The organism is Mesorhizobium sp. WSM4306 (assembly GCF_007003975.1).
Classification (GTDB): domain Bacteria; phylum Pseudomonadota; class Alphaproteobacteria; order Rhizobiales; family Rhizobiaceae; genus Mesorhizobium.
The window spans coordinates 41,155-64,080 of sequence record NZ_VFTC01000033.1; the positions used below are offsets into that span (position 1 = coordinate 41,155).

Sequence of the window (22,926 nt, forward strand, 5' to 3'; positions counted from 1 at the left end):
ATGTGCCAAATAGCAAGAGGGGAAAACGCGCAGGACCTCACGCAATGCTTGCGATTCGCTCTCCCACACTCGTGCAGTGGTTGCCTGTCGCAACTATGGAAGGGTCGATTCTGGGAACTCCAAAGGCCGCTCTTTGCGTCGACGCAGCTTGGCTGCCTGGAAGGTTCCCTCTTTGCCTTGCGGTCTGCGAGCTGGGTCCAGATGGTCATCATTTGGCTGCGCGCTGCACGGGGCTCGAAAGATTCAATCGAGGACGGGTCCTCTTGGAAAACGGGGGCAGCGTTGGTCAAGCCCTTCCACCCTGCTGTCCCAATGGTGTTCAGAAGCTCAGTTCACGATCAAGCGATGGATCAGCGTCATCTGGCGTTTGCGCCATCGCGGCGGCGTTGCAACGGGTCTGCCAAAGATGAGCAGGCCGCGAGGCAGGGTCCGAGACCTAGACTCCAACCTCATAGCGCGCTCGGCTCGCGTTCGGAAGGTTCGAACCGCAGCACGATCAGGTGGCGACACCGTTGGTCGGAACCGGAACCCGACGAATGATCGTTCGTGACCGACATCTGTGAACAAGCAGTATGTGTCATTGCAATCACCACCCGTTGCGCGGAAATGCCCATATGGCCGTGAATGAACTGGATTTGGTGATTTTCCAGATGGCGGTGGAAAGCGTCCGCTTGCTCTCTTCAAGCTTTGATGAGAAGGCGGCTGAGATAGCCACGAGGAGCCGTGGTAGCCTTCTTTTTGACGTGCGGGTGGACGGTGACCTGGAGGTCCAGCGAGTCGCAGCCATTGGATATCCAGGCGACAAGATCGGTGTGGTGGCATTGGACCGAGAGGGCCTTGTTAGCTGTTGTTGCCTTGTCAATGGCACCTTCTCACCTTTCATTGCACCGTTGGAGAACTGGACCAGCATGCCCCTTTCGATGCAGGCCCAGATCGATGTCACAGGCTATGCGAGGCTCCTTCTGGCCGCCTTGCGAAATGCTGGACATATGCTGGACAGGTAGCATCGCGATGATGTCTGTGATGAGATGGTGCAAACGGCTGGATGAGGCGATCGCTTGCTGGCAGCTTTGGCAACAAAGCGATCGGTGAGTTCGCAATGCTGGAACACGTCCTTTAGACTCTGCAGTTAAGTTAGCGGACTACCATCTGACGAATGCCCTCTGACAGTCTGCATGGCGCGGCATGCCCTCTTAGGAATGCAGCCGTGGTTCTACACCATCGGCTGTTTTTGTGTCGAAGGCGACGGGCACGCCATGAACGAAGGAAGCGGCCGCCAACAGTTCCTCCAACTCGCGGTCGGTGGCCTTGCATGCCGGCATTAGTGTTCGGATGGCGCGGATCGCCTGCGCCATGGAGAGAAAGCGGACCCTTCCCCTGGAAAGGACATAGGCTTCTGCGGCTTTTTCGACGGTGACGGTGTGAAACGAATTGGTCATGACGAATTCCTCCCTGAACCCTGACCAACCCGACTTATGGCACGAATTCGACCGCCTTCAAGCCTATGTCCGATTGCGGACAATCGCTGCGATTCGTTCAAAACCGCTGATGCTTTTGGGCGACCTGGTGAGGGGCAAGGAGACGTCGGCTGAACCCGTTTCAACCGACATGCTTCAGGCAGCGGCCAGGCCGAAATAACGCTGCTCCTCCTTGTCATAAGCGCCATGTGTGAGCTTTATCAATCCGGCACGGTCGATGATCGTGATCTCGCCGCGCTTGGCGTGCACCAGTCCTCGATACTCAAGCATTTGCAGGGCCGTGGTGACCCCGGGCGGTGGGCGCGAGCATGGTCGCCAGAAATTCATGCGTCGGGAGGATCTTATCTCCTTCCGCACGGTCGTGGACCATCAGCTGCCAGCGGGCCAGCCGTTCTTCGACCTTGGAGTGGCCATTGACCAGTGCCGTCCGGCATGATTGGACGAGGAACGCGTGGGCATAGTCCAGCACTGAGGTGCGAAGCGACGGGCTAATCGCAGGGCGAAGGTTTTCAACCGGCAGGCGCCAGGTAGTGCTTTCCTTTCCGAGAATGACGGCAATTCCTTTCATCCCGTCATAGCCGACAATGCCGACTTCACCTTGCCGCCCGCCGGTCATGGTGGCGACCACCGACGCGATGCCCCTCTCGGGAAAATATACGTTCTTGATCGGCTGATGCGCGACCTCCAACTTGTCCTTGATGCCCGGTTCGACGTGATGCAGCGATGGTCGCAAAAGCGCGAAGTCCTGCGGGGTGAGGGCTTCAGCACCTGGTCGCGAAAGAGGGATCGGGCAAGGCTCTCTTCCAACGGGGCAAGAGCGCGTACGTCTTACTGTCGGCTGCACCGAAGTAAATGCCGGCCGATGCCAAAGCATAGGCTTCGAAACGCGCGATTGCAAAGCCCTGTCGGGGCAGTGCAGTCATGCTAGAAGTCGCGCCGCCTACGATAGGCAGCGGATGACATGATTCCCTTCTGCGGCGGCCACCAAGAACGGCTCGGGCACGCTTTAATCGTTCATACACAAGCTCGCAGGAATGTAAGCAGCGGAACAGTCGGGTGATTCGTACCGCCCTGCCCTTTCAGAGATCAAGTCATTGGACGTCAATTCGGCTGGAACGCCTCGTCGAACGGCCCAGGAAAATGCAGCCGGATGAGCAATGGTGGTTCACCTTATGTGCGGTCCCGGATATGCGGTCCGGCGGCTCATCTCCCAATGGCTTGTCGATGGGGAAGTGGAACTCGTCATGTCGCCGCGAACCGTCACCGCGCTAGCGGGGCTCTTTTGAAGACGCCGGTGTTTTTCTTTGTGGAACTGAATCTGTGAGGTGATTGATGCATGAATCAAACATTTGCGTATTTCCGCTGCATCGGCGACGTATATTGGTCGAAAGTATCGCCCAGGCCCTCGAGACCAAGAACGGCGAGGCGGCGAGCGCGTTCTGGCGCTGTGCCGCCAAGAAAATGCTCATTCAATTGTCCGATGTAGGAATTGCGCCAGAGCTCGCTGCGCAGGAGGTTGGAAGCCTTCTTCATGCGGTCTTGGACGACATGGCCAACCGAACGGTAATGCACAAAGCATAGGCTCGGGCGCTGTTGGACCGCGCGTCAGCTCGGGTCCTTATCGGGGGACTGCTCCGACTGGCCGACGGTCCGGCCAAACCGGCATACCGGCAAAGCTTTGAGGTTGCGATCGCTCACGGCGGCCGGTCCAATATTCTAAGACGACCTCAGAAGCCACGTTGGCTTCTTTGGACGAAGCGGAGGGGCGCCATTTTGGCGTGCTCACGCTGGACTGCGGGTTGCGCCTACGGAAATCCAAAGTCCGGCCGCGCGAGCCAATCGACCGGAACAGTCGAAAGCTCGTGGGGCGGGTCCGCTCACCCTCACGGCGGCGGTGGCGGCCGTGAGCAGACTTAACTCAAGTCACGGCTGAGCATCCGCAGGCGCTATGCCGATTGGATGAGAACTGGTTGCCACAACACCGGCCCGTTGAGGCGTCCCCTCCAGCGGATGCGCAAGAGACTGGCGTAGGAAATATCGAGGAAGCCGGCGACTGCCTCGGTGTTGCCGACCTGCTTGGGCTGTCCGATACGTGACAACGGCCAGGTCGCGAGACGAAGGATCCTTTCGATGCGCGTATCTGTCACCGTTACGATCCCGGAGAGATTGTTGGCCAAGCCGAATTCGATGATCCCCGCGAAGAGCTCGTAGGTTGCTTGGGCCAGGCCGCCAGCTGCCTTCGGCGCTGTCGCAGGGAGATCGAGCGCGAAACGACTACTCTCCCAGATATCGGCACTCGCAGGGACCACCATCTCATCCAGCAGCGTCGGAAACGTATCGCGCAACATTGTCGGTCCGGTGGTCGGCAAAAGGCGGACGCAGCCGCAAGTTCGCCAATCGGACCCCTTGAGAAGCAGGTAGACGGGGTTCAGGCTGTCAAACGAGTCCGTTTCCATTTCGCCTTCGGTCTGCACTTCCCAATCGAGCCGCTTCTTGAAAACCCGATACCTAAGTCCGTGCATTTCCTTGAGTTCGCTCGCAAACTCGGCGTAGCAGTCGGGTGTTATCAGCTGCATCATTGTCGTCTCCGTGCGGGATGTGTCCACGCAATCGAAGGGCAAAGCCGTCATGAATGCAGCCTGTAGACCTTTACAGCTAGACTTGGAGAGGATCAGGATCTCGCCCGAGCAGCCATCCGCACTACGGCCTGGTTGATGGTTCGCACGCCAAGCTTCGCCTTGGCGTTTTCCTGATGGAAGGTCACGGTGCGTTTCGAGACACCGAGAATCTGGCTGATATCCCAGGCCGACTTGCCGCACGCCGCCCATTTCAGGCACTCGAACTCCCGCCGGGTGAGCATTATGCCATCTACCACGCAATCTTCGGCGAGCCTGCGCCGGGCATGGATATGAACGTTGATCGCAACCAGTTGCATTGCTTTTTCGTAGCGCGTCAGCGACCTCAGAAATGGCGGATGCGCCTCGTTGGAGGCGAAGGTCAGTGCGGCGAACCGGCCGCGATGATCATGCATCGACATGGTCAGTCCGCCGCGAATGCCGAACTCAGCTGCTTTTTCCAGGACTTCCTGCTGAGAGGTCGGCAAATAACGGTGATCGCGGTCCACACCCCAGTCGAAGGTATCCCAGCCCCGCAGTCCCCGCAGGATCACGGGATCCACGCTGTGGTAGCGCTGTTGCAGGTAATGTGATGTCCATGATGATGGATAATTCGAGATCAATCGCGGCCTGTCGCCGGAAGCGGATGGGTAGGTGAAATAAGCGAAGAGCGGAAAGTCGAACCCGGCTGCGGCGGACGCCATTGCCTCATGGAGATCGACGGCATCGACGCTTGCAGAGAGTTGCTCGACCAAGGTTTCAAATACGCGATGCATCTGCGCTTAGCGTACCTCGCGGAGGTTGCTGGAAGCCGACGGAGACGTGGTTCTAAATGATGGCCTGTCCCTGCAGGGCATACGACGCGCCGCCGTCATCACCGCAATTGCTGTGCTGCTTCCGATTGGAGAGAGCTCCGCCCACCTGACCAACTACCGATGGGTGATATTGCGACGTTATCGATGAGCCGCGTGTCGCCAAGCCAAGCCGCAGCAAGCAAGCGTGCCGGTCGGTCAAGGCTTGCTAACGATTGCAGGTCTGTTTCTCCGCGAAGCTCCAGGTATTCGAGCTCGCGATAGCCGGCAGCCAGAATTGCTGCACGCGCTTCATCAAGCGTAGGCAGGATGGGGGAGCCGCGTGCAAGCCGCTCGGCCGTATCGAGCAGGACCGATGCTAGTTTTGGGGCAATGGCGCGTTGGGCTGGGGAGAGCCGCACGTTACGCGACGATAGCGCAAGACCATCGGCTTCGCGGACTGTCGGACAGGGCACAATAGTGATCGGAATGTCGAGATCCCGGACCAAGCGCCTGACAAGCTGAAGTTGCTGAAAATCCTTTTCGCCAAAAAAGGCGAAGTCAGCGCCGGCCTGCAGGAAGAGCTTGGCCACGACCGTCGCCACGCCATTGAAATGGCCGAGCCGGAATGCGCCGCAAAGGCATTCGCTGATGCCGGACACTGAAACGGCCGTGGCGAAGCCCACCTGGTACATTTCCTCTGTGTCCGGCACATAGAGCAGATGCGTGCCCAGCAGAGCGAGCTTGGCAGCATCGTCGCTTTCCGTCCGAGGGTAGGCAATCAGGTCGGCGGGGCTGTTGAACTGCTTGGGGTTTACGAACAGCGTCACGATCACCCGCTCGGCCCTTTCGAGCGCCTTCCGCACGAGGCTCAGATGCCCGTCGTGCAAGGCTCCCATGGTCGGCACAATACCGATCGTGGCACCCGAGCGACGCCATTGCGCAACGACGCCGCGCAGCTCGCTCACGGTTCGAGCGATCGGCACGCTCATGTGAAGTCACCGGCCTTCAAGGCGTTGACATAGAGATGTTCGACCGCCGGAAAGTGCCGGTTCCGCATATCGGTGGCGTAAGCGGCGATTGCCGCCTCAGCCTGCTCACCGAGCTCGGCATAGCGTTTGACGAACTTCGGCCGAAATGAGGTGAAGAGCCCGAGCATATCGTGGCTCACCAGAATCTGGCCGTCGCAAGCTGGCGAGGCACCGATGCCGATGGTGGGTATGTCGATATCGGCGGTTATCTGCCGTGCAAGCTGCTCCGGTATCTTTTCCAGCACCAAGGAGAAGGCGCCAGCTTCAGTTACCGCCCTGGCGTCGCGCCTGATCCGCTCTGCATCGGCTCCCCGGCCCTGCACACGATAGCCTCCAAACGTGTTTACCGCCTGCGGCGTCAGGCCCACATGGGCCATGACAGGTACGCCGCGCGCGGTAAGGAAGCGGATGGTTTCCGCGATGGTCTCGCCGCCCTCGATCTTTACCGCTGAACAACCGGTCTCACCCATCACGCGCGCAGCGTTGCCGAAAGCGTGCTCTGGGCTTTCCTCGTAGGAACCGAAGGGCAGGTCGACGACCATCAGCGCGTGTTCAAGGCCGCGGCGAACGGCCTGTCCGTGCATGATCATCATGTCGAGCGTGACCCCCAGCGTCGACGACAGGCCGTGCAGCACCATGCCGACGCTGTCGCCGACAAGAACGATGTCGCAGTGGCGATCGAGCAGCCTCGCGACCGGCGTGGTGTAGGCCGTCAAGCATACAAGTGGCGTCTGGCCTTTTCGCGATCGAATATCTGGAGGAGTCATCCCTTTTATCTCACCAGCCGCGCTCAACCGAGGCCCCTTCCCTTACGTTACCAACAGCGGGTGTCGCGTTTGGCATATTTTTGTGCGACTGCGAAGAGCTAAAAACAGCGCTTGAGTACTCCGGTGTTGACGTGCTGGCTTCCAAGGTTACATTCAATCGATTAAGGCGCTCCGTTGGGCCAACCCGCTTTCGCAAACATGGATCCTCAGACAAGAAGAACCAAGAAAGGCAAAGCCGCCGTCAAAGCTGACGAAGCCAAAGTGGACCTGACTGCCGTCGTGGTCGCCGTAAACGACAGTGAGCCCTGTGTCCTCACAGTCGGTCATGCGGACACCCTCCCTTCTGGACCTTTTGCCCTTGAGCATCGATCACTGCAGTCGGGTTTGAGGGGGTGGGTGGAGCAGCAGACCGGCCATGCACTTGGATACATCGAGCAACTCTACACCTTCGCCGATCGCGATCGCATCGGCACTGAGCGCCACCAGCGCGTCATCTCAATCAGCTATCTCGCATTGACCAGGAAGGAACAGGCAACGAACTCGGCCGCGTGCGGCTGGCAAAGTTGGTACGAATATTTTCCCTGGGAGGACCACCGCTTCGGCACGCCGCCTGTGCTGCTCGATAGATTGCGGCCCCGCCTGATTGAGTGGGCCGGCGGCGCCAGCGAGCCGACCACTCAACGCGAGCGCCGGCAGCGCGCTGCGATAGCCTTCGGCTTCGACGACCGCCATTGGAACGAGGAACTCACGCTCCAACGCTACGAGTTGCTCTATGAAGCTGCTCTGATTGAGGAGGCCGGTGGCGGCAGGGACGCGATTGCGGCCGCGGCTGGCAAACCAATGGTCGCTGACCACCGTCGTATTCTGGCAACCGGGATCGCGCGGCTGCGTTCGAAGATCAAATACCGGCCGGTCGTGTTCGAGCTTATGCGGCCTTCCTTCACGCTGCTGCAACTGCAGCGAACCGTGGAAGCTTTGGCTGGCAGGCTGATCAACAAGCCGAACTTCCGGAGATTGGTCGAGCAGCAGGAACTTGTTGAGGAGACCGGGGAGACCTCCCTCGACACGGGCGGCCGACCGGCGAAGCTTTATCGCTTCCGGCATGCCGTCCTCGACGACAGGGCTATCGCCGGGACAAAATTACCGCTGGCGCGGGCTTGACATACTTATAGTCAAGGTAGATATATTCCCTTATTGTCAAACCGAATATAATCGAGGCGCCAATGACTGGGGCGTTACCTATGGCTGCGTCCTTGTATGAGCGTGTCCGGCGGGTGATCCCACCCGTTGAATGGCCCGCGTTCGCCGGCGATATTGAAGCCATCTTAGCGCTGAAGCGTGAGCGCAATGCGGTGGTGCTGGCGCACAATTACCAGACGCCCGAAATTTTTCATTGCGTGGCAGACATCGTCGGCGACAGCCTGGCGTTGGCCCACAAGGCGGTGACGGTCGACGCCGACATCATCGTGGTTGCCGGCGTTCATTTCATGGCCGAGACGGCAAAACTGCTCAATCCGAACAAGACCGTGCTCATCCCGGATCTCCGCGCCGGCTGCTCGCTGGCCGAATCGATCACGGCAAACGACGTGCGGCTAATGCGGCTGCGGTATCCGGGGGTCCCCGTTGTTACTTACGTCAACACTTCCGCCGCCGTAAAAGCGGAGTCCGACATCTGCTGCACGTCCGGCAACGCCAAGGCGGTGGTGGAATCGCTTGGCGTGGCGCGTGTGCTGATGCTCCCGGACGAATATCTGGCGAGGAACGTGGCAGCCGATACAGACGTCGAGATCATCGCCTGGAAAGGCCATTGCGAGGTGCATGAGCGCTTCACCGCAGCAGACATCCGGGAACTGCGCGATGCCCATCCAGGCGTCATCGTGCTGGCCCATCCAGAATGCCCACCAGACGTTGTCGCGGAGGCGGAGTTCTCCGGCTCGACCGCGGCGATGTCGGATTATGTCGAGCGTGAGAAACCGAAGCGTGTCGTCCTTCTGACCGAATGTTCGATGAGCGACAACGTCGCGGTCGCGCATCCCGACGTCGAGTTCGTTCGCCCATGCAATCTGTGCCCGCACATGAAGCGCATCAACCTGGCCAACATTCGCGCCGCACTCGAGCAGAACCGGCATGAGGTCCGGATTGATCCCGAAATTGCCGGCCCCGCCCGCCGCGCGGTCGAGCGCATGCTTTCCCTATGAGTCTGGAGGTTCGCGAAATCGCGGGGGCGCCGGTCGTCATCGGCGGCGGCATTGCCGGCCTGATGACGGCGCTTCATCTGGCGCCGGAACCGGTCGTGCTTTTGACCAACGCGCCGCTTGGAACCGGAGCCTGCAGTGAACTTGCCCAGGGCGGTCTTGCGGCAAGTCTCGGGGGCGACGACGGCCCAGATTTTCACCTTTGCGACACGATAGCTGCCGGCGACGGACTCTGCGATGAGGCCACGGTGCGGCGAGTGGTACGAGCTGCACCCGAAGCGATTAGGACGATCCAAAGGTTCGGCGTCGACTTCGACCAGCACCCTGACCGCGCGTTGCGACTTGGGCTCGAGGCGGCACACTCGCGACGGCGGATTGTGCATGCAGCCGGCGACGCCACCGGTCGCGAGTTGGTGCGCGCGCTCGTCGCCGCGGTTCGGCGTACAGCCTCGATCACCATTATCGAAAATGTGGAGGTCCGCCGGCTGGTCGTGCAGGACGGGTCGGTCATCGCCGTGGTCGCAGCAGGACGAGCCGGCGCGCTCGCTCTGCCCACGCGTCGCGCGGTGCTGGCGACCGGCGGCGTCGGCGGGCTGTTTTGCGACACGACAAACCCCGCTGGCTCATGGGGTCACGGGCTGGCGCTCGCCGCATGGGCGGGGGCGGAACTCGCCGACTTGGAATTCATACAGTTCCATCCAACTGCGCTCGACGGTCCGCGCCGGCCGATGCCGCTGGTGAGCGAAGCCGTGCGTGGCGAAGGCGCGGTGCTCATCGATGAGCGAGGAGAGCGCTTCCTCGCCGACACACCTGGCGGTGAACTTGCGCCTCGCGACGTCGTAGCGCGCGCCATTTGGCACCAGCTTGCCGTTGGACGCCGCGTATTCCTGGACGCACGGCAAAGTCTCGGCCCGAGATTTGGCAAGCGTTTTCCAGGCATCGCCGAATTGTGCCGGAGCGCAGGAATCGACCCAGCGACCGACCTGATCCCGGTGCGCCCGGCGGCACATTATCACATGGGCGGCGTCGCCGTAGACAGCGCCGGCCGCAGCTCCATCGAGGGATTGTGGGCCTGCGGTGAGGTGGCCTGTACCGGCCTGCACGGCGCCAACCGCCTGGCCAGCAACTCGCTCACCGAAGCGGCGGTCACCGCGAGCTGGGTTGCCGAAAGCGTTGCCGGCACGTCGTATACCCGGCGACCGCGCAGATGCTCCACATTCGTCCCTCCACGACCAGACGCTTCCGTGGTCCGCCCGATTGTCTCCGCCGCCCTGGGTATCATCCGCGACGGCGAGGCAATGCGCGAAGCGGTGGCGACCCTGCTGCCGATCGCAGCCAATAGTGTCGCTGCCTCTGGTCCGGCTTTGGTCTCACTGATGATCGCCGCGGCGGCCCTGAGGCGGGAAGAGAGTCGAGGCGCGCACTGTCGGTCCGATTTCCCGCTCCACGATGCCAACGTGCGCCCATCACGGCTGACACTGCACAGCGCAATGCGGGCCGCGGCCGCACTCGATTGCCGGGCTACCATACGGAGCACTTGATATGACTTCATTCTCCCCCCTCCCCGCGACCCTGATCGAACCGATTGTGCGCGTTGCGCTCCTCGAAGACCTGGGCAGATCCGGCGACCTGACCACCGATGCGGTTATCCCGTATGATTGCACTGCCACGTTGGTGCTCAAAGCGAGGCAGGCGGGCGTCGTTGCCGGGCTCGATCTGGTCTCGTATGCCTTCCTTCTCGTGGAACCGGCGATCAACATCCAGATCTGGCGCCCTGATGGCAGCGAGGTTGGGGCCGGGGAAACCATTGCAAGATTGTCCGGACCCGCACGAGGCCTGCTCACGGCCGAACGCACGGCCCTCAATTTCTTATGCCGGCTGAGCGGCATTGCCACTGCCACAGCGGCCATGGTTGAGGCCGTGCGCGGTCACAAGGCGAGGATTGTATCGACGCGAAAGACGACGCCCGGGCTGCGGGCATTGGAGAAATACGCCGTGCGCGTCGGCGGCGGTGCCAATCACCGGTTCGGCCTCGATGACGGCGTGCTCATAAAGGACAACCACATCGCGATCGCCGGCGATATGCGCACAGCAATAGAGCGGGCGCGCGCCGCAGCAGGGCATATGGTGAAGGTCGAGGTCGAGGTCGACACGCTGAAGCAGCTCGATGCAGCGCTCGCGATTGGTGTTGACGCGGTGCTGCTCGACAATATGTCGGTCGAGGATCTTGCCCGCGCGGTTTCTATAGTGGATGGCCGTACGATCACCGAGGCGTCCGGTCGGGTGATGCCGAAAACGGCGGCGGCGATTGCGGCGACCGGTGTCGATCTCATCTCCATGGGTTGGCTGACGCACAGCGCCCCGATCCTCGACATCGGCCTGGACATGCCGGACCACCAGAACATCTGCAAGCACTTGAACTGAGGATTACGGCGTGAGGAGCAACATCAGCTCGGCAGGCGTAGGAGGTGCTGGAAAGACGTGCCGCAGCTCGCCTTTAGCGAGTGCGCCCCAAAGCCAAGAAGGCGTACCGGACTAGCAAACAAAGGTTTGACGATGACGATTGGAATGAACTCGGAGTTCGACGTGAACCAGACCATGCAATCGGTCGACGGAACGCCTCCGCGATGGAACCGCAAAGAGGCCGAGGCCATCTACGGCATGCCATTCAACGATCTGCTGTTCCTGGCTCAGACGATCCACCGCCAGAACTTCGATCGAAACCGAGTGCAGCTGTCGCGGCTCCTTAGCATCAAGACCGGCGGGTGCCCCGAAGATTGCGGCTATTGCAGCCAGTCTGCGCATTACGAAACCGGTGTGAAGGCGTCGAAGCTGGTGGACGTCAAGCATGTCATCGACGAAGCGGCCAAGGCGCGTGATGGCGGCGCAACGCGCTATTGCATGGGCGCGGCGTGGCGAAGTCCCAAGGAGCGCGACATGGACGTTGTGGTCGCCATGATTGAGGGCGTCAAGGCCCTCGGCATGGAGACCTGCATGACGCTCGGCATGCTCGATCTTGAGCAAGCTGCTCGCCTGAAGCAGGCCGGTCTCGACTACTATAACCACAACATCGATACCTCTGAGCGCTACTATGGCGAGGTTATTTCAACCAGGACTTTTGCCGACCGGCTGAAAACGCTTGGGCACGTGCGCGCGGTTGGGATGAAAGTCTGCTGCGGCGGCATTGTCGGGATGGGAGAAGAAAAGACCGATCGCATCGACATGCTGGTCACGCTCGCGAACCTGCCCGAGCCGCCGGAAAGCGTGCCGATCAACATGCTTATTCCCATCGAAGGCACGCCGCTTGCCGCGGCCGACGCCATCGATCCGATCGATTTCGTCCGCATCGTTGCGCTCGCGCGGGTGATGATGCCGAAATCCTATGTAAGGCTGTCCGCCGGCAGGACGGCGATGAGCGACGAAACGCAGGCGCTGTGCTTCTTTGCCGGCGCCAATTCGATCTTTGTCGGCGACACGCTGCTGACGGCGGGAAATCCCGGCGAGGACAAGGATACCCTTCTGTTCCGGCGCCTCGGCATTGAGCCTATGGAACTCGCCACGCAATGAAGGAGGCAATTCTTGCCCGCTATGACGCAACCTTGCGGGGACTGGGGCGCAAGGACCGGTTGCGGACGCTCGCACCGCGCGCCGGGCTCGACTTCTCGTCGAACGACTATATCGGACTTGCCGCCTCCAAAAGACTGGGCGATGCGGTTTCGACGGCGATTGCGCGGGGCACGCCAGTGGGCGCCACCGGATCGCGGCTGTTGCGCGGCAATGCACCGGAACATGAGCAACTGGAGGCGGACGCAGCGGCATTTTTCGGAGCCGAGCGTGCACTGTTCTTCGGCAGCGGCTATATCGCCAACTTCGCTCTGCTGACGGCCCTGCCGCAGAAAGGCGACCTGCTGGTCCTCGACGAGCTCGCTCATGCCAGCATGCATGAGGGTGCCCAGGCCGGGCGCGCTGAGTTCAAGCTGGCCGCGCACAACGACGTCGACGCTGTCGAGGACGCAATCACCCGCTGGCGCGCCGAAGGCGGCATGGGGCGGGTGTGGATCGCCTTCGAAAGCCTTTACAGCATGGATGGCGACCGTGCGCCGATGGAGAGCCTGGTCGCGCTGGCTGATCGGTACCAGGCATTCATCGTCGTCGATGAAGCGCATGCCACCGGCGTCTGGGGACCGGACGGCCGGGGACTGGCCGCCGCGTATGAAGGCCGCGACAACATCGTCACGCTCCACACATGCGGCAAGGCGCTTGGCGCATCCGGCGCGCTCGTTACCGGACCGCGAACACTGTGCGACTATCTTATCAACCGGTGCCGGCCATTCATCTATGCGACCGCACCATCGCCGCTGATGGCAGTCGCGGCACGTGAGGCGCTGACTATTCTGTCTGACGAGCCTATGCGTCGTGCTCAGTTGCACGAGCGTGTCGCTTTCGCGAGCCGGCAATTGGCCGAACGCTGCGGCGTGATGCCCAGCGGCTCGCAGATCCAGCCGCTTGTGATCGGCGATAACAGCCGCACCATGGCGGTGGCGGCAGGACTGCAGGCACGCGGCTTCGACATACGCGGCATTCGCCCGCCGACAGTGCCTGAGGGTACGTCGCGCCTGCGCATTTCGCTGACTCTCAACGTCGACGAAGCCGACATTTCCGCCATGGTCGAGGCTCTCGTCGGAGTGTTGGCCACAGCATGACCAAACGCATCGTCGTCACCGGAACAGACACTGGAATTGGCAAGACAGTGTTTTCGGCCGGACTTGCCGGGCTGCTCGACGGCTTCTACTGGAAGCCGGTGCAATCGGGCCTCAACGAGGAGACCGACAGCGAGGTCGTCGCCCGGCTTTCCGGCTTGCCCGACGGACGCGTGCTGCCCGAAGTCTATCGACTGACGATGCCGCTGTCGCCGCATCGATCAGCCGAAATCGACGGCGTCGCGATCGAGGCCGACGATCTTTCATTTCCGGTCCTGCCGACACCGCTCGTCATCGAAGGCGCCGGCGGGCTGATGGTGCCGCTCAATCGACAGACAAGGTTCATTGACATATTCGAACAATGGCGGCTGCCGGTCATACTGTGCGCCCGCACCGCGCTTGGCACCATCAATCATACGCTGTTGTCGATCGAGGCCCTGAGAGCCCGCTCCATCCCGCTCATCGGCATTGCCTTCATTGGCGAAGAGGTGGCCGATACACAAAGGACAATCGTGGAATTCGGCGGCGTGCCGCAGCTGGGCAGGCTGCCGCACCTCGGTCCGCTGACGGGTGAAACGTTGAGAGATGCAATGATTTCCGGCTTCGACCTGGCCATGATTGCCGGAGGCGACTGATGGCGGAGTCTCGAGTCTGGCATCCGTTCACGCAGCACGCGCTAGAGCCCTCGCTCCCTGAAATCGTGCTGACTGAAGGCGCCTATCTCCACAAGGCCGACGGCTTCCGCATCCTCGATGCGATTTCTTCCTGGTGGGTCGTCACCCATGGCCATCGCCACCCCCGCATCATGAAGGCCATCGAGACGACCGCCTCGAGCCTCGACCAGATCATCTTCGCGGGCTTCACCCACGAGCCGGCCGAACGGCTGGCCGAGGCGCTTGTAGGCATCGCACCCGCCGGCCTCCACCGGGTGTTCTATTCCGACAGTGGCTCGACCTCAGTCGAAGTCGCGCTGAAGATGGCGCTCGGCTATTTCCGTAACATCGGCGCGTCGCGTTCGCGCATCGCCGTCATGGAGCACAGCTATCATGGCGACACCATCGGCACGATGAGCGTCGGCGCCCGTGGCGTCTTCAACGCCGCCTATGAGCCTTTGCTGTTCGAGGTCGACACCATCCCCTTCCCGGCCGCCGGGCGCGAGCAGGAAACGCTGGATCGGTTCGAGGCCGTTAGCCGCGACCGGCGCGCAGCCGCGCTGATCGTCGAGCCGCTGGTGCTTGGCGCCGGCGGCATGCTGATGTATCCGGCCTGGGTTCTTGCCGAATTGAAGAGGATCGCCGAAGCCTCCGGCACGCTCGTGATCGCCGATGAAGTGATGACCGGCTGGGGGCGCACCGGAACCATGTTTGCCTGCGAACAGGCGTCCGTCTCGCCCGACATCTTGTGCACCTCGAAAGGTCTGACCGGTGGTACCATCCCGCTGGCCGCCACGATCGCCACCGATGCCATCTTCCACGCTCACTTTTCGGAGGATCGCAAGAAGACGTTTTTCCATTCGAGCTCCTACACCGCCAATCCGATCGCCTGCGCGGCAGCACTTGCCAATGTCGAGATCTGGCGTGACGAGCCGGTGGCCGAGCGGATCGCGGTCTTGAGCGCGAGGCAGGCCGCGGGGCTGCAACGCTTCCGGGACAATCCATATTTCACCGACTGCCGGACAACCGGCACCATCGCGGCACTCGACCTACGCACCGGCTCAGCCGGTTATCTGGCCGAGATCGGGCCAAAACTGCGCGCTTTTTTCCTTGAGCGCGGCCTGTTGGTGCGCCCGCTCGGCAATGTCCTCTATCTTCTGCCGCCCTATTGCATCACCAGCGACGAATTGGACGGGCTCTATGACGCGATAGAGGAGGCCGGCGAACGCTTCGGCTCGCGGCCATGAACCTATCGTCGCGCGTTCTCGGCTTCGGCCATCATGCGCCGACGCGCAAGGTCGAGAACCCGGAAATCGAAGACCGGCTCGGGCTTGAGCCCGGCTGGATCGAGCGGCGCACCGGAATTCGCTCGCGCTTCTGGGCAACAGACGAAGACACGCTGTCGGGCCTTGCCGCCTCTGCCGGCGACATGGCGCTGACCAATGCCGGTATCGACCGCGGCGACGTCGGTCTACTCTTGCTCGCCACGTCGACGCCCGATCACCTTCTGCCGCCAAGCGCGCCGCTGGTCGCACATCGGCTGGGGCTAGGCCGCGCCGGAGCGATCGACCTGACCGGCGCCTGCGCCGGCTTCATCTATGCGCTGATGTTCGCCGACGGGTTCACCCGCCTGCACGGCAAAGCGAGCCTTGTCATCGCCGCCAACATCCTCAGCCACCGCATCAATTTGGCCGAGCGCGCCAGCGCCGTGCTGTTTGCCGATGCCGCCGGCGCCATGGTGATCAGTCCTTGCGATGACCCGGATCGAGGCATTCTCGGCGCTTCGGTGGATTCCGACGGCTCGCGCTACGGGCTAATCCAGATTCCCGCCGGGGGAAGCAACACTCCGTTCCATGCCGACCTCGACCTCGCGCAGACACGGATGACGATCACTGACGGCCGTGAAGTATTCAGCAAGGCCGTGGAGATGATGACCGCCTGCTCGAGAGATGCGCTCACTGCTGCCCGACTGAGGCCGCAAGACCTCGATCGTTTCGTGCCGCATCAGGCCAATGCGCGCATTTTCGACGCGGTCGGCAGGAACCTCGGCATCGCTGATCACTCGATCGTCAAGACGATCGCCGAATATGGCAACTCTTCCGCCGCGACGATCCCGCTCTCATTGTCGCTGGCCCATCGGGCGCAGCCGTTTCGGCCTGGCGAGAAAGTCCTCTTGGCGGCAGCGGGTGCGGGTCTCAGCGGCGGCGCGCTTGTGGTGGGAATTTAGCAAAGCAATGCTTGCGCACAGGACTGCTCATGAATGAGACTATGAGAATGGCTCAATACGCAAATAGTCGCCGGCAAGCTCCATAGAGCTGGGGTCCGTGCGGTGCTCCGCGATGTCTAAGTATCGACCCGCTTGCTCAAATCGCAGCGCTCATCGAAGGCCAGCAATACCTCATGCAGAGCGAAAATCCCCAACCGCCCGTTTCAAAGACGCTCGCCCCATTTCGAAACAAGGTGTTTCGCTCAATTTGGGCGGCCACCCAGATTTCCAGCCTCGGTTGGCTAGTGCAAACGGTCGCCATCAGTTGGCTTATGGCAACGATTTCAGCGTCCGACCTCATGGTGGCACTCGTCCAGGCCGCATCCACATTGCCGGTGTTCTTCCTCTCAGTTTTCGCCGGAGCCATTGCCGACAACTTCAGCCGCCGGTGGGTGATGTTTGCGGGACACTGCCTGATAGCATCGGCGTCGACGACGCTGATGATTTCTGTGGGTCTGGGATTTGTCAGTCCTTGGCTGATTCTCGGGTTAGGTTTCCTGGCCGGCTGCGGCTTTGCCTTGAATGATCCGGCTTGGCACGCTTCGGTCGGCGATATCCTTCACAAACGCGACATTCCGGCCGCAGTGACGCTTATGTCCGTCGGATACAACATTGTGCGCAGCGTTGGTCCAGCCTTGGGGGGCGTGATCCTGGCCGTCTTTGGGCCGCTGGCCGCTTTCGCCTTGGCTGCGGTGAGTGATCTGGCGCCCATAAGCGCGATATGGCGCACCAAATGGGAGGTCCGCTCTTCGCCTCTCCCTCGTGAGAGAATGACGACGGCAATTCATGACGGAGTGCGCTTTACGGCGATGTCTTTGGAGATCAGGGCAGCGACCGCCCGAGCCGCTCTTTTCGGGTTGGCAAGCATCTCCATTCTGGCGTTGCTCCCCCTCGTCGTCCGGGATCAGTTGAAGAGTGGGCCAATTGTCTACGGTATCTTATTGGCCGGCTTCGGCATGGGTGCTTTCATCGCGGGTATGGGCAACGGCTTCTTGAGGAAGGTCACGTCTCAAAACAGGCTGGTGGCCTTCGCCTCTGTGGCTTGTGCAGTCTGTTGCCTCTCCCTTGCCCTTACATCGTCGCTTCCTGTGGCGGCCATTTCGCTGGCGCTCGGCGGAGCGGGTTGGCTTATCACCTGGACGGGCATTGACGTGTCGGTGCAGTTGGCAAGCCCAAGGTGGGTTGTAGGCCGCACGCTCTCCATTTACTACGCCTTGAGCGCAGGCGGTATGGCTGCTGGCAGCTGGATCTGGGGTTCTGTCGCGCAAAACTATTCCTTGACCTCAGCATTGGAGGGCGCCGCAGGCGCTCTGTTGCTGGTTGCAGCAGCGGGGATCGTGTTGCCGGTCCGTCCCTGGGAAGAAACCGATCAAGAAAGTTCAGTTTTTCATCCGCCGGACGTGGCTCTCGATCTGAAACCCAGAAGTGGCCCTATCGTGGCCAAGGTCGAGTATTTGATATCGGAGGAAAATATCGAGGCCTTTCTGGGCTCCATGCGCACGCGGCGACACGTCCAGAGCCGTGCCGGTGCACGAAACTGGACGCTCCAGCGAAATCTGCAAACACCGTCACTTTGGACGGAGACATTCCGCACCCCCACCTGGATGGACTTTCTCCGCCTAAATCATCGACTCACCGCAGCAGATAAGGAAGTCGCCCAGCATCTCCTGTCACTGCATGAAGGAGAGGTGCCTCCGCAGACAGTGCTTTCGATTGAACGGACGACCGAGGCAATTCGTACCCGTACCTCGACAATCTTTTCTCGTCCTCCAAGATGACGCCATCAAGCTGCTGTCCAGGGACAGGGTGGATCACCGGTGCTTTGCAGAGCACAGCCTCACACCGAGAGCAGCGTGCTCCGGGTTGTGCGCTTTCGCGCGCACCCAGGCGAGATGATGGTGAACGCGGCGTCAAGTGGAAGTCCCCTGCATACGCTTGCGGAGTCTTCTGCGAGAGCCCATGCCGACGAGCGCCAAACAAGGTCTGATGCCTTTCGGCGTCGTGGCCTCAACTCATCGATTCGCGAGAAAAGCATCGAATGCAGCAGCAACGGCGCGAACAACAAAGCGGTGCTCCGGCCGCACGCGGATGAAGCCGTTTTCGACGTCCAGGATCCCCTCCTCAGCCAGCGTCACCAAACTCTCAACTGAATCGAGAAAACGAGCTGGTTCGATTTCGTGGGCGGCACAGATGGTCGGCACGTCGGCCTCCAAATCGCACATCAGTCGCTCGATGATCGCTGCGCGCACCCGGTCATCGTCGGTCAGACGGTGACCCTTTGATGTCGCCAGACGTCCACTTGCGATGTGCCGGGCGTAAGAATCCCGTGTTACTTCGTTCTGAACATACCCCTCGCGGACTCGGCCAATAGCCGACGCGCCGAAGCCGATCACGTTTTGCAAGTATCGGCCGAGTATCCCAGCGAATTACGCCGTAGGCGCCCGGTCTTCTGGCGCTAGCGCAAGTTCGTCGTCCGGCGGAGCGAAATGATCGAGCCCGATCTCCCGGTAGCCAGCGCCAACCAGTGTCTCGGCGACAGTTGCAGCCTGTTCGGCGCGAAGATCGCCGTCCGGTAGACCTGCCTGCTCGATTAGGCGCTGATTCTTTATCACGGAAGGAATATGCGCGTATCCGAACACCGCAAGCCGGTTGGGGCGCATGGCGACCGCAGCCATCGCGGTCTGGATGCAGGACTGCACAGTCTGTTTCGGTAGACCGAAGATGAGGTCGAAGTTGATATGGCCAACGCCATGCCGGCGGAGATTTTGGACTGCAGCGGCCGTCTGCACCTTACTCTGGATCCGATTGATCGCCTTTGCACATCGGGATCAAAGCTCTGCATCCGATGCTCGCGCGGTTGACACCGTTAGCTGCCAGGGCTTCGGCCATTTCCGGTGTGAACGTTCGGGGATCGATCTCCACGGCGATCGCAGCAGTTTTGCTGAAAGCGAAGTGGCGGCGTAGAAATTCCATCAGCGCCAAGTGCTCGGCTGGCCCGATAAGGTGAGGCGTTCCGCCGCCGAAATGCACATCGCTCACCGGCAGCCCTTGCCGCACTTGCTCCGACACCAAACTGATCTCCTGACGCAGCACCGCTAAATAATTAAGGATCGGGCCGTTGCGACGGATGACCGCGGTAGGGAAGCCGCAATACCAGCACATGGATCGGCAAAACGGAATGTGGAAATAGAGCGACACCGATTCGTCGGCCGGGAGGCCCCCCAGCCATTCCTCATAATCGTCAGCACCAACTGCCGCAGAGAAGTCTGGCACAGTCGGATAGATGGTATACCAAGGCGGCCGGGGGTCCCGGTACTTTGTCAGGATTGAGGTGTGCAAGGAGCTGTCATCCCACGTCGCTCATCCATCATTCTTTCGTTGCGCGCTCGTCCTGGTCTCTGACCTAAGTCAGTGCGTCCCGCTTATGTCGCAGTCTCGTTTGGACAGGATGGGGTCAACCACGCCGGGGAGCGCGCGTGCCATGGTTGCGCCTGAGGTGATGGTGCGGTGCCGCATTCAACGTCTGAGTACGTGACGCCAGTGCAGTGTGCTTGAGGCGTCTGCGGAAGAACTTTGCAATGCGAAATTCATGTCCGACGCAACGGACCTGTCAAGCCTCGTTCAGACGCCATCCAGGTCCAGCCAGCGGCCTTCCCTGCCGGCCGAAAAACCATACCGGCTTTAGCCACCGAGACGCTCTAAAGCTGACGTCGGCTCATTTGATGAAAGGAGGACGCCGCTAGGGGGTGCACAAGGTTCCCCGGCTTGACGTCGCTTCGAGCGAAGAGCGGTGTGGCTTGTCGTCAAGCGCCGGGCAGCGTGCCCCCTACCGATATCCCGAAAAGATCGACCAAGATGGCCATGCCGACGCCACACGCGGTCTGGATGAGGCCGACCATGAAAATGCGATTGGCGCGTTCGTAGATGGGGCGCCGCAAGGAACTCATGTCGAGCAGCATGGACAGCGCTCTCATCTGCAGTGCGATGCCGAGCAGGATCGGCACTACGGCGAACAGATCGTAGAGTTGCCATGGCAAGGGGTTCGCGGCCCAATGAGTGAGGAAGCCGAGGGAAAAGGCAAGCAGGATACCCACGGCAGTGATTGTGCCGTTGCGGAAAATGGTCTCGATCGGTTCTTCCTTCGGATCGTGCTCGTCCAAGCGGCTTCCTTTCGTTGCTCTTTCCGTCGAGACTAAGTTCTCGAGAATACTGTTCATCGCCAATTACTCGAGGCGAGCCGTAGGCAGCCGTTTCAGGGTGCGCTCCCTCTCGCTTCCGGCCGCGCAATGTACCTGCACGGCGAACTTACAGCGGCGAAAAGGTGCTGCGGCCACCATGCGACGCCTCGGACGTGCACGCCCTCTGTTCCTGGCGCAGCCCTTGCGGAGCGTACGCGCAGTGATCCTTCTCGGTAGCGGATGGCGCGGCCTCCGTTGCGGTCAGACGGGAAGCCGTCGCTGTTAAACGAGACTGTCACATATCGAACATGGCGAACCGTGTCGCACATTTCTTTTCGCAGTGACCCTCAAAAAAAGTGATTCCAGCGAGACGAAGGCGCGTCGGCCCGATTTTGGTGTCGGCCGCATCTACGCTTCAGGTTGGCATGTCGCTTGCTGCTCTATTCGGAGAGCTGCAGCGGTCCGACCGGAGTGTTTCACATGTAAACGATAATGAATCTCCTAGCAGAAAACACTATTATAAGTACATGTGGCTTTTACGCTGGCTCACCTCTCGTGTCAAGCGCTTTGGCGTCCACATATTGGAGACAACACGCACAAAATTTAGAGGAAAAGCTTGCTCTTTCGCCTCTATCCTTTTTATTCCTTCATGGAGATCTAGACATGTACATCAAGAGTCCTCTTCTCGGCTTAACTGCTCTGATGACCATTTCCGTCGGTCGAGCAGCTGGCGCCGAGCGGGAACCGGCCGAGTACATCAAGATCTGCGACGTCCTCGGCTCGGGATATTCCTATATTCCCAACACCGAGACCTGCCTGCGCATCGGCGGCTATGTCCGTTACGATATCGGCCTGGGTGACGTCCGATCGTATGACAGCGCAAGAACCTCGGACGTGAGAACTGGCGAGGACCAAGGCACTTGGCGAAACAGCACACGCTTCACGTTCAAAACTTGGACCGGCCAGCAGACCGAGCTCGGCGCGTTGACGACCTATACCGAAACCCAGGTGAATTTTGGCAACAGCGCTAACTCGCATGACAGTCCTCAGAACTATGATTTCAACAGCGGCCTCGCACTGGCTTCTGCCTGGGTCGAGCTGGGAGGCCTGCGAGTTGGCAAGGAGGGGTCGGCCTTCGATACGTTTGCAAGCTACGCTGGCAACGTTCTCGATAGTATGCTCGTTCCGTCGGCCGGCTTCGACACCAACGTGGCTCAGTACCACTTCGACGCCGGCAACGGCATTTCGACTGTGATTTCGCTCGAACAAGGATCGGGCTCAGCCGGTACTATCGACAGCTATATTCCGCACGTTGTCGCCGGCTTGAAATACACGCAAGGCTGGGGCTCGATCATCGGCGTCGCGGCTTATGACAGCAATTACGAAGCTTTTGCCGGCAAGATCCGCGTCGACGTCGCTGTCACAAACCAGCTGTCGCTGTTTGGACTCTTCGGCTACGGTTCCAATGCCAGTCTCAACGAGGACTCAAACGGCGCAATTGCCAATCATGGGCGCGGCTCGTACAAAATCTGGAACGGCCAGTGGGCTTTCTGGGCGGGCGCCACCTACGAGTTTGACGAGAAAACTTCGTTCAACCTTCAGGTCTCGGGTGATCAGCTCAAGGATGCTGGTGTGGCTGCAAACGTCGCCTACATGGTCGTTCCCGGCTTCACGGTCACAGCCGAGGTCGATTACGACCACTACGGCAACTCTGGCCTCGGCCCTGCCGAGCCTACCGCCGTCAAGGGCACGAGCAAGCCGAACAGCGTCGGCGGCATTCTCCGCTTACAAGGCTCATTTTGAAATCTCTCCAGTCGCGAGCATGGCAAAGGCACTTGCCTCGACAACGCACGCATGGAGAGCTTCGTTCGCCATCTTGAAGTCTGCATCGACCGTCCACGGCCCATCGTACCAACTAGAAACTGAAAGTTATGAGCCCTGTGTACTACACCTAGCCCTTGACCTGCCCGATGAACCGGCCAGGGGCCGTCAGTTCAAATTCGGGGCCGTTTAGAGGGCAGTGTGAGGCCGTGTTAGGTAAGCGCCACTGCAATGTCGAGGCCGCGACACGCCTGTCGCTTTGGACGGCTGGAATTGCCCTTCGCGGCGCCATTCATTCTCTCAACATTTACGTGATAATGCACGCTGAGTCCGAGCCGCGTGGCAGCACCCATCCTAGGTGTGAGCTTTCGAGAGGTTGTCCATTCGGACCGGACCGAGGAGACTGGAGTTACCACGCTTCAGCATCCATC

21 protein-coding genes and 1 pseudogene are annotated in these 22,926 nt (G+C 60.7%); 13 read left to right on the forward strand and 9 right to left on the reverse strand.

From position 1 onward, the window contains the following. Positions 1-614: 614 nt before the first annotated feature. Entirely contained in the window at positions 615-1,004 is a 390-nt protein-coding gene (locus FJV77_RS27840) for a hypothetical protein (protein WP_024505560.1), read from the forward strand. A 189-nt stretch (positions 1,005-1,193) separates the two neighbouring features. On the opposite strand, the gene FJV77_RS27845 is transcribed toward FJV77_RS27840, so the two are convergent. The 3 genes from FJV77_RS27845 to FJV77_RS27850 all read right to left on the reverse strand — a co-directional run bounded on the left by FJV77_RS27845 (position 1,194) and on the right by FJV77_RS27850 (position 2,211). After that, positions 1,194-1,439 carry a hypothetical protein gene (locus FJV77_RS27845; RefSeq protein WP_063169243.1) on the reverse strand — a complete coding sequence of 82 codons (246 nt, stop codon included), beginning with the start codon at positions 1,437-1,439 and terminating at the stop codon, positions 1,194-1,196. A gap of 174 nt (positions 1,440-1,613) precedes the next feature. Next, positions 1,614-1,748 (reverse strand): hypothetical protein, encoded by a 135-nt coding sequence (locus tag FJV77_RS33335; protein ID WP_256754986.1) that lies wholly within the window; start codon positions 1,746-1,748, stop codon positions 1,614-1,616. After that, positions 1,741-2,211, reverse strand: coding sequence for a hypothetical protein (locus tag FJV77_RS27850; protein WP_224570941.1), 471 nt, complete (start codon positions 2,209-2,211; stop codon positions 1,741-1,743). Before FJV77_RS27850 ends, FJV77_RS33335 begins: the two co-directional genes overlap by 8 nt. Positions 2,212-2,810: 599 nt before the next feature. On the opposite strand from FJV77_RS27850, the gene FJV77_RS33125 reads away from it, so the two are divergent. After that, positions 2,811-3,059, forward strand: coding sequence for a DUF6074 family protein (locus FJV77_RS33125; RefSeq protein WP_063169245.1), 249 nt, complete (start codon positions 2,811-2,813; stop codon positions 3,057-3,059). Between the two features lie 365 nt (positions 3,060-3,424). Here FJV77_RS33125 and FJV77_RS27860 read toward each other — a convergent pair whose 3' ends face one another. From FJV77_RS27860 to panB, 4 genes are all read right to left on the reverse strand, one after another. After that, on the reverse strand, positions 3,425-4,057 hold the full coding sequence (locus tag FJV77_RS27860) for an acyl-homoserine-lactone synthase (protein ID WP_063169246.1): 633 nt from the start codon (positions 4,055-4,057) through the stop codon (positions 3,425-3,427). 92 nt (positions 4,058-4,149) lie between these two features. Then, positions 4,150-4,869: a LuxR family transcriptional regulator gene (locus FJV77_RS27865; RefSeq protein ID WP_063169247.1), complete on the reverse strand. Its 720-nt coding sequence runs from the start codon at positions 4,867-4,869 to the stop codon at positions 4,150-4,152. Between the two features lie 98 nt (positions 4,870-4,967). Beyond that, the gene (gene panC, locus FJV77_RS27870; RefSeq protein ID WP_063169248.1) at positions 4,968-5,876 is read right to left on the reverse strand and encodes a pantoate--beta-alanine ligase; all 909 of its coding nucleotides are present in this window, start codon (positions 5,874-5,876) and stop codon (positions 4,968-4,970) included. Then, positions 5,873-6,709 (reverse strand): 3-methyl-2-oxobutanoate hydroxymethyltransferase, encoded by an 837-nt coding sequence (gene panB / locus FJV77_RS27875; RefSeq protein ID WP_063169249.1) that lies wholly within the window; start codon positions 6,707-6,709, stop codon positions 5,873-5,875. Before panB ends, panC begins: the two co-directional genes overlap by 4 nt. Positions 6,710-6,880: 171 nt before the next feature. Here panB and FJV77_RS27880 point away from each other — a divergent pair, with 171 nt between their 5' ends. The 10 genes from FJV77_RS27880 (at position 6,881) to FJV77_RS27925 (ending at position 18,274) form a co-directional block, all read left to right on the forward strand. After that, entirely contained in the window at positions 6,881-7,843 is a 963-nt protein-coding gene (locus FJV77_RS27880) for a membrane protein (protein WP_024505567.1), read from the forward strand. A gap of 62 nt (positions 7,844-7,905) precedes the next feature. After that, positions 7,906-8,880 (forward strand): quinolinate synthase NadA, encoded by a 975-nt coding sequence (gene nadA, locus FJV77_RS27885; RefSeq protein WP_063169250.1) that lies wholly within the window; start codon positions 7,906-7,908, stop codon positions 8,878-8,880. Continuing rightward, positions 8,877-10,418: an L-aspartate oxidase gene (locus FJV77_RS27890; protein ID WP_063169251.1), complete on the forward strand. Its 1,542-nt coding sequence runs from the start codon at positions 8,877-8,879 to the stop codon at positions 10,416-10,418. The genes nadA and FJV77_RS27890 overlap by 4 nt, the downstream gene beginning before the upstream one ends. Before the next feature lies 1 nt (position 10,419). Continuing rightward, entirely contained in the window at positions 10,420-11,301 is an 882-nt protein-coding gene (gene nadC / locus FJV77_RS27895; protein ID WP_063169252.1) for a carboxylating nicotinate-nucleotide diphosphorylase, read from the forward strand. Between the two features lie 174 nt (positions 11,302-11,475). After that, positions 11,476-12,444 (forward strand): biotin synthase BioB, encoded by a 969-nt coding sequence (gene bioB, locus FJV77_RS27900; RefSeq protein WP_224570943.1) that lies wholly within the window; start codon positions 11,476-11,478, stop codon positions 12,442-12,444. Beyond that, positions 12,441-13,580: an 8-amino-7-oxononanoate synthase gene (locus FJV77_RS27905; RefSeq protein ID WP_024505572.1), complete on the forward strand. Its 1,140-nt coding sequence runs from the start codon at positions 12,441-12,443 to the stop codon at positions 13,578-13,580. The genes bioB and FJV77_RS27905 overlap by 4 nt, the downstream gene beginning before the upstream one ends. After that, positions 13,577-14,212 (forward strand): dethiobiotin synthase, encoded by a 636-nt coding sequence (gene bioD / locus FJV77_RS27910; RefSeq protein WP_063169254.1) that lies wholly within the window; start codon positions 13,577-13,579, stop codon positions 14,210-14,212. Before FJV77_RS27905 ends, bioD begins: the two co-directional genes overlap by 4 nt. After that, a complete protein-coding gene (locus FJV77_RS27915) occupies positions 14,212-15,477 on the forward strand; it encodes an adenosylmethionine--8-amino-7-oxononanoate transaminase (protein ID WP_063169255.1) in 1,266 nt (421 codons plus the stop codon). The genes bioD and FJV77_RS27915 overlap by 1 nt, the downstream gene beginning before the upstream one ends. After that, positions 15,474-16,457: a beta-ketoacyl-ACP synthase III gene (locus FJV77_RS27920; protein WP_063169256.1), complete on the forward strand. Its 984-nt coding sequence runs from the start codon at positions 15,474-15,476 to the stop codon at positions 16,455-16,457. The genes FJV77_RS27915 and FJV77_RS27920 overlap by 4 nt, the downstream gene beginning before the upstream one ends. 173 nt (positions 16,458-16,630) lie before the next feature. Next, entirely contained in the window at positions 16,631-18,274 is a 1,644-nt protein-coding gene (locus FJV77_RS27925) for an MFS transporter (RefSeq protein WP_063169257.1), read from the forward strand. A 234-nt stretch (positions 18,275-18,508) separates the two neighbouring features. Here the strand turns inward: FJV77_RS27925 and hemN are convergent. Both hemN and FJV77_RS27935 read right to left on the reverse strand, forming a co-directional pair. Next, positions 18,509-19,835: pseudogene (hemN, locus tag FJV77_RS27930) on the reverse strand (oxygen-independent coproporphyrinogen III oxidase). Positions 19,836-20,299: 464 nt separating this feature from the next. Further along, a complete protein-coding gene (locus FJV77_RS27935; protein WP_024505577.1) occupies positions 20,300-20,656 on the reverse strand; it encodes a hypothetical protein in 357 nt (118 codons plus the stop codon). A 681-nt stretch (positions 20,657-21,337) separates the two neighbouring features. Here FJV77_RS27935 and FJV77_RS27940 point away from each other — a divergent pair. Further along, positions 21,338-22,477 (forward strand): porin, encoded by a 1,140-nt coding sequence (locus FJV77_RS27940; RefSeq protein WP_063169258.1) that lies wholly within the window; start codon positions 21,338-21,340, stop codon positions 22,475-22,477. The last annotated feature ends 449 nt before the right edge of the window (positions 22,478-22,926 follow it).